7 protein-coding genes and 1 tRNA gene are annotated in these 4,858 nt (G+C 49.4%); 7 read left to right on the top strand and 1 reads right to left on the bottom strand.

Going from position 1 to position 4,858, the window contains the following annotated elements:
- Nucleotides 1-141: 141 nt before the first annotated feature.
- Nucleotides 142-215 (bottom strand) — tRNA-Asp (locus C5O24_RS10755).
- A 285-nt stretch (nucleotides 216-500) separates the two neighbouring features.
- On the opposite strand from C5O24_RS10755, the gene C5O24_RS10760 reads away from it, so the two are divergent.
- The 7 genes from C5O24_RS10760 to upp all read left to right on the top strand — a co-directional run bounded on the left by C5O24_RS10760 (nucleotide 501) and on the right by upp (nucleotide 4,805).
- Nucleotides 501-1,052, top strand: a complete 552-nt coding sequence (locus C5O24_RS10760; RefSeq protein WP_107035374.1) for an LOG family protein — start codon at nucleotides 501-503, stop codon at nucleotides 1,050-1,052.
- 51 nt (nucleotides 1,053-1,103) lie between these two features.
- Nucleotides 1,104-1,964 carry a DUF4271 domain-containing protein gene (locus tag C5O24_RS10765; RefSeq protein WP_107035375.1) on the top strand — a complete coding sequence of 287 codons (861 nt, stop codon included), beginning with the start codon at nucleotides 1,104-1,106 and terminating at the stop codon, nucleotides 1,962-1,964.
- A gap of 30 nt (nucleotides 1,965-1,994) precedes the next feature.
- Entirely contained in the window at nucleotides 1,995-2,753 is a 759-nt protein-coding gene (locus C5O24_RS10770; protein WP_107035376.1) for a uroporphyrinogen-III synthase, read from the top strand.
- Nucleotides 2,725-3,204: a ribonuclease P protein component gene (locus tag C5O24_RS10775; RefSeq protein WP_107035377.1), complete on the top strand. Its 480-nt coding sequence runs from the start codon at nucleotides 2,725-2,727 to the stop codon at nucleotides 3,202-3,204. Before C5O24_RS10770 ends, C5O24_RS10775 begins: the two co-directional genes overlap by 29 nt.
- Entirely contained in the window at nucleotides 3,188-3,418 is a 231-nt protein-coding gene (yidD, locus tag C5O24_RS10780; RefSeq protein WP_237612982.1) for a membrane protein insertion efficiency factor YidD, read from the top strand. Before C5O24_RS10775 ends, yidD begins: the two co-directional genes overlap by 17 nt.
- On the top strand, nucleotides 3,415-4,026 hold the full coding sequence (locus C5O24_RS10785) for a TatD family hydrolase (RefSeq protein WP_107035379.1): 612 nt from the start codon (nucleotides 3,415-3,417) through the stop codon (nucleotides 4,024-4,026). The genes yidD and C5O24_RS10785 overlap by 4 nt, the downstream gene beginning before the upstream one ends.
- A 128-nt stretch (nucleotides 4,027-4,154) precedes the next feature.
- Nucleotides 4,155-4,805 (top strand): uracil phosphoribosyltransferase, encoded by a 651-nt coding sequence (upp, locus tag C5O24_RS10790; RefSeq protein ID WP_107035380.1) that lies wholly within the window; start codon nucleotides 4,155-4,157, stop codon nucleotides 4,803-4,805.
- Nucleotides 4,806-4,858 lie beyond the last annotated feature (53 nt).

Below are 4,858 nucleotides of genomic sequence, written 5' to 3' on the forward strand. Positions count from 1 at the left end.
ATGCTCCGACATCCCCTTCCGCCCACCGGAAAAATCCGCTGACCCCCGACACGCACGCAGGCTTCATTTCAAAAAGGCATAAAAAAAGAATGAGTAACGTGAGCCTAAGCTCAACAATTACTCATTCTCCTCTCTCCTCTGCGGTGCGGACGGGACTCGAACCCGCGACCCCTAGCGTGACAGGCTAGTATTCTAACCAACTGAACTACCGCACCGGAAACCCGGTTCTGGGGTGAGAGCTTTACAGCGCGTTACCGCTGTTTTGCGAGTGCAAAGTTAATACGAGTTTTTGATTCCTCCAAATATTTCGTCAAAAAAAATCACTTTTTCGCGTTTTTTTTCGATTTTCTGACTTTTTCGGGGTGTTCTTAGCCTAAAAACAGGCAAACACGAAGGGATTGAAACTATGTCGGAACACCTCGTCACACGCTCATCGCAGGCAGGTAAGAATTTGATCATAAGGCGCAGGTTTTGTAACTTTGCAACCATATATTATTATAATGGAACAAAGCATTACCGACGCCATCTGCGTCTACGGAGCATCAAGCAGCCGTATCGACCCCATATATAAGGATGCAGCCCGCCAGACAGGACAACTCATCGCCATGTCCGGATGTCCGCTCGTGTGTGGCGGCGGCCGTGGAGGCCTGATGGCGCAGGCCATAGAAGGCGCCAACTCAAAAGGGGGCATTACAATAGGTGTGCTGCCACAGTTCATGATCGACCGTCAATGGCAACATCCCGACCTGGGACGTATGATAGCCACACCCGACATGCACCGCCGCAAACAGACCATGGCCTCGATGAGCCGCGCCGTCATAGCCCTACCCGGAGGAATTGGCACTCTTGAGGAACTCCTTGAGATAATCACCTGGCGTCAGCTCGGACTCTACAACGGCAACATAACAATTCTCAATACCGCCGGCTACTATGACCCGCTTATAGCGATGCTTGAGCGCACGATAGATCAACACTTCATGCGTCAGGGAAGCCATAATCTCTGGCATCTGGCATCAACTCCCGAAGAGGCCGTAGAGAAAAGCCTCGGTTGATCATACGCAATTAAAATCCCTTCATACCACTCAACATACTATATAATATAAGTGGAAGACGACAGCGTATTCATAGTGCCGTTCGGCCCGGCTTCCATAGCCGAATCATCCGCACCCGACAGCATTGCCTCAGGCACTGCGGCTGTCGAAGGATGGCCTTTTGCTGAAATATGTATCGAGAGCGAGGCGCCCTCCGACCTGATATCGCTCAGCCTTATACACAGAGCCGCCTCCTGCGCCGAGGGTATCCCCGGAGAACCTCGCCAGATGCTTCCGGGCTACGACAGCGGAGTCATGGCTCTGGTGATAGGCATATTCTGCATAATATCGTTTTTTACCCGCAATCACTCCACATTCATAAAAACCTTCTTGAAGGATCTTCTCACGGTGAGAGAGCACTCCAACATATTCGACGACCATACTGTCAATGAATCGCTCGTCACCGGCGGACTACTCGTCACATTATTTCTTGCCGAAGGGATACTGATTGCCGGAGCTTGGAGGCTCATTTCTGACACTTATCCTGGTATTTTCATTTCTACAGCAATATGCACCCTCTTCGCAGCCGGAATATACGGACTGCAACTGATTGCATACAGCATTACCGGATATGTGTTCAGCACACCATCCGGACGAAGCCAGTGGCTTCGCGGCTTCAACGCCTCGCAGACCCTGCTCGCCCTCGCACTTCTGCTTCCGGCACTTGCCCTGCTCTTCAATCCGGGTCTGACCGTCATCATGCTCTGGATAAGCGGTTCATTCTACGTAATCGGACGTATGATATTTATATTCAAAGGATTTAGAATTTTTTATACCAATATTTTTTCCTTAATCTACTTTATTTCGTACCTTTGCACCCTGGAAATTGCACCCATCGTGTTTCTATACCGAAACAGCAATTACATAGAGTAATCAAGTCTGTCAAACTATCCATAGCAAAGCGTGAAAGTAAAGAAAATTTTAGTATCGCAGCCACGGCCGACGTCCGACAAATCGCCCTATTTCGATATTGCACAGAAATACGGAGTGGATATTGATTTCCGTCCATTCATAAAGGTAGAAGGCCTGACAGCTAAAGAATTCCGTCAGTCAAAAATTACCATTTCCGACTACACGGCTATAATATTTACCGCACGTACGGCAGTTGACCATTTCTTCCGTCTTTGTGAAGAGATGCGTGTCACCATACCCGACACCATGAAGTATTTCTGCACCACCGAATCAATCGCGCTCTATCTGCAGAAATATACGCTTTATCGCAAACGCAAGATATTCCACGGCAACACAGGCAAAATGGAAGAACTCATACCCTTCCTCACCAAGCACAACAAGGAGAACTATCTGTATGCCGTCAGCGATGTACACAAAGAGGACACAAGCCTTCTTGACAACGCCAAGATCCGTTATACGAAAGCCGTGATGTATCGCACGGTGAGCACACAGTTCGATCCCAACGAGAAGTTTGACTACGACATGCTTCTCTTCTTCAGCCCTGCCGGCATAGCGTCGTTGCTCAAGAATTTTCCCGATTTCAAGCAGGACGACGTAAAGATAGGCTGCTTCGGACTCACCACCGCACAAGCCGTTAAAGATGCCGGACTACGCCTTGACATCGAGGCTCCGACAGTATCCGCACCTTCGATGACCGCCGCGCTCGACAACTTCCTGCGCGATGAAGCTGCCGAAGAAGCCAAAGCCTGACGGCATCCACAACAATCCTATGACATCGCTCCGACTTTATAAAAAAGAAAAACTCTGCAGCCAGAAGGCTATTGAAAAATTGTTCTCACCGGCCGGCAATGCCGACGGTGGGAACAGCTTCATTATGGCCTATCCGTGGCGAGCGGTATGGCGTGAATCACACCGTCACGAAAACGACAGATGGAAAGGAGCGAGATTTCTCATCGCCGTACCAAAAAAGCGACTGCGTCATGCCGTTGATCGCGTCACCATGCGCCGCAGATGTCGCGAAGCATACAGACTGTGCCGTCAAACATTGCTTACTGACGCTACAAACGTAGACATAGCATTTATCTACGTCGGACAAGGTTTGACCGACTTCAACCGCACACAACGGGCCGTGGAAAAGATACTTACCCGCATATACCGATCCGTGCTAACGCCGGATGAAGGCGATGAATCATGTAAATAGATTGGCCGTCGCCATCATGCTGCTGCCGGTATATTTCTATCGCGCCTGCATATCGCCCATGCTTCCGCCTTCGTGCCGCTACAGCCCTACCTGCAGCCAATACGCCATAGAAGCCCTAAAGAAACACGGACCGCTACGCGGCACAATGCTTACCTTAAAACGCCTTATGCGATGCCATCCCTGGGGAGGATCGGGCTATGATCCCGTACCATGATACTCGACACGCACACCCATAACCTTCTATCGGCCGACGGCATCATATCCGTCGATCCACTCTTCGACAGCTTCGAACACGGGAAACATTACTCCGTAGGAATACACCCGTGGCTTACCGGACAGGACAATATCGAAGAAACCATGTCTATGCTCGACAATATTGCCACGCGAAATGATGTCGCAGCCATAGGCGAAACCGGAATAGACCGTCTGCGCGGAGCATCGGAAGAGATTCAGACCCATATATTCATCCACCACATAAAGCTTGCCGAACACACAGGCAAACCTCTTATCATTCACTGTGTCAAAGCCCTCGACATAATACTCCGCCTACACAAAGAGCACCGTCCCAGCAGTCCGTGGATTATCCACGGATTCAGAGGCAACGCCGAAACTGCCCGACAGATCACATCACGGGGCATATATCTGTCGCTGGGAGAAAAATTCAACCCCGACGCCATCCTTAACATACCTCCCCATCTGCTACTTGCCGAAACCGACGAGAGCCATACTTCCATTAATTCCATCGCAGCCGCTATATCACCGGCAGACCCGACGCTTCCGTTCAATAATCTCAAACGCCTTCTCTCGACCTGCAAAAAATAAACAAACAGCGGTCGTGAAGCTGTAAAAATTACTCCACATACCACATCAATATCATGTAGATCATTTTTTTCGAAATTTACGCTTATCCCGGAAATGATTGGCTAACTTTGCATCAAACCAAAAACGTCATGAAAGTCATAAATTTCGAAGAAACACCTTCGCTCATCAACCAGTATGTATCAGAACTCCGATCAGTCGAACGCCAGACCGACCGGATGCGCTTCCGTAGAAATCTCGAACGCATAGGAGAGATAATGGCATACGAAATCAGCAAGACACTCGCCTACGACAAAGTGGACATCACTACTCCGCTGGGTATAGCCCCGTGCCGCAATATATCCGACAAGGTGGTGCTTGCAACCATATTCCGCGCAGGAGTGCCATTTCATTACGGATTTCTTTCATACTTCGACGAAGCCGAGAATGCATTCGTATCAGCTTATCGCAAATATCGCGAAAAAGAAAACTTCGACGTTTTTATCGAATACATAGCCTCTCCCAAGCTTGACGGAAAGACCCTCGTCATTGTCGATCCTATGCTTGCCACCGGATCGTCGATGGAACTAAGCTATCGAGCGCTTCTCACCAAAGGAAATCCCTCCAAAATACATATAGCATCAGTCATAGCCTCACGCCAGGCCATAGAATATGTGGAACGCGCGTTCCCTGCCGAAACCACACTGTGGGCAGGGACTGTCGACGATGAGATAAACTCTCACTCCTACATAGTGCCCGGACTCGGCGACGCCGGCGACCTTGCCTACGGCGTGAAGGAGTAAACATACCTGAGAATACCTCCGATGTAAATAAAGATGTTGAAAAGTGTGTTAAA

Source organism: Paramuribaculum intestinale, assembly GCF_003024925.1.
In the GTDB taxonomy this organism is placed as follows: Bacteria; Bacteroidota; Bacteroidia; order Bacteroidales; family Muribaculaceae; genus Paramuribaculum; species Paramuribaculum intestinale.

Bases quoted from the DNA above. Each gene is read 5' to 3' on its own strand.
- C5O24_RS10760 (WP_107035374.1), top strand. From the start codon at position 501: ATGGAACAAAGCATTACCGACGCCATCTGCGTCTACGGAGCATCAAGC.
- C5O24_RS10775 (WP_107035377.1), top strand. From the start codon at position 2,725: ATGAAGCTGCCGAAGAAGCCAAAGCCTGACGGCATCCACAACAATCCT.
- yidD (WP_237612982.1), top strand. From the start codon at position 3,188: ATGAATCATGTAAATAGATTGGCCGTCGCCATCATGCTGCTGCCGGTA.
- C5O24_RS10785 (WP_107035379.1), top strand. From the start codon at position 3,415: ATGATACTCGACACGCACACCCATAACCTTCTATCGGCCGACGGCATC.
- upp (WP_107035380.1), top strand. From the start codon at position 4,155: ATGAAAGTCATAAATTTCGAAGAAACACCTTCGCTCATCAACCAGTAT.